Source organism: Candidatus Protofrankia californiensis (assembly GCF_900634765.1).
GTDB classification, from domain to species: Bacteria; Actinomycetota; Actinomycetes; order Frankiales; family Frankiaceae; genus Protofrankia; species Protofrankia californiensis.
In genome coordinates, this window is sequence record NZ_CAAAFT010000137.1 from 20,965 (window position 1) to 21,501 (window position 537).

Consider the following 537-nt stretch of genomic DNA (forward strand, 5'->3'; position numbering starts at 1 on the left):
CAGCATGATCAAATTAGGCTACGTGGCATTGGCAGCAGGCGGGGCTCGTATGAGCACACCTCGTTCACGTTCCTGGGCCACACTTTCCGTCCCCGCAAGTCGCGGAACAGGAAGACGGGGCGGAACTTCACCTCGTTCGCTCCCGCGATCAGCAGGGACGCGCTGACGGCCAAGAGCGCCGAGATCCGCTCCTGGCGGATCCACCGGCGCACCGGTTCGACCCTGGACGACCTCGCGCACACGATAAACCCGATCGTGCGGGGTTGGATGAACTACTGGGGCCGGTTCAACCGGCACGAGCTGTATCCGCTACTCAGACGCATCAACGCCTACCTGATGCGATGGGCCCAGAAGAAGTACAAACGGCTGCGCGGGTACCGACGTGTCAAAGCGTGGTGGGACGCGGTCGTGCAACGGGACCGTGGACTGTTCGCGCACTGGGCGTGGGTACGAGGCGCCTGGATGGCTGGGTGAGAAGAGCCCCGTGACGGGAGACTGTCATGCGGGGATCTGTGGGAGCCGGGGGCCGAAATGCCC

At 64.2% G+C, this 537-nt stretch carries 1 protein-coding gene; it reads left to right on the forward strand.

Annotation, left to right across the window (positions count from 1 at the left end; genetic code table 11):
- Window positions 1-474: group II intron maturase-specific domain-containing protein (locus DD1DGNOD_RS08315; RefSeq protein WP_283234670.1), on the forward strand; the 474-nt coding region annotated here is incomplete at its 5' end.
- Window positions 475-537: the final 63 nt, after the last annotated feature.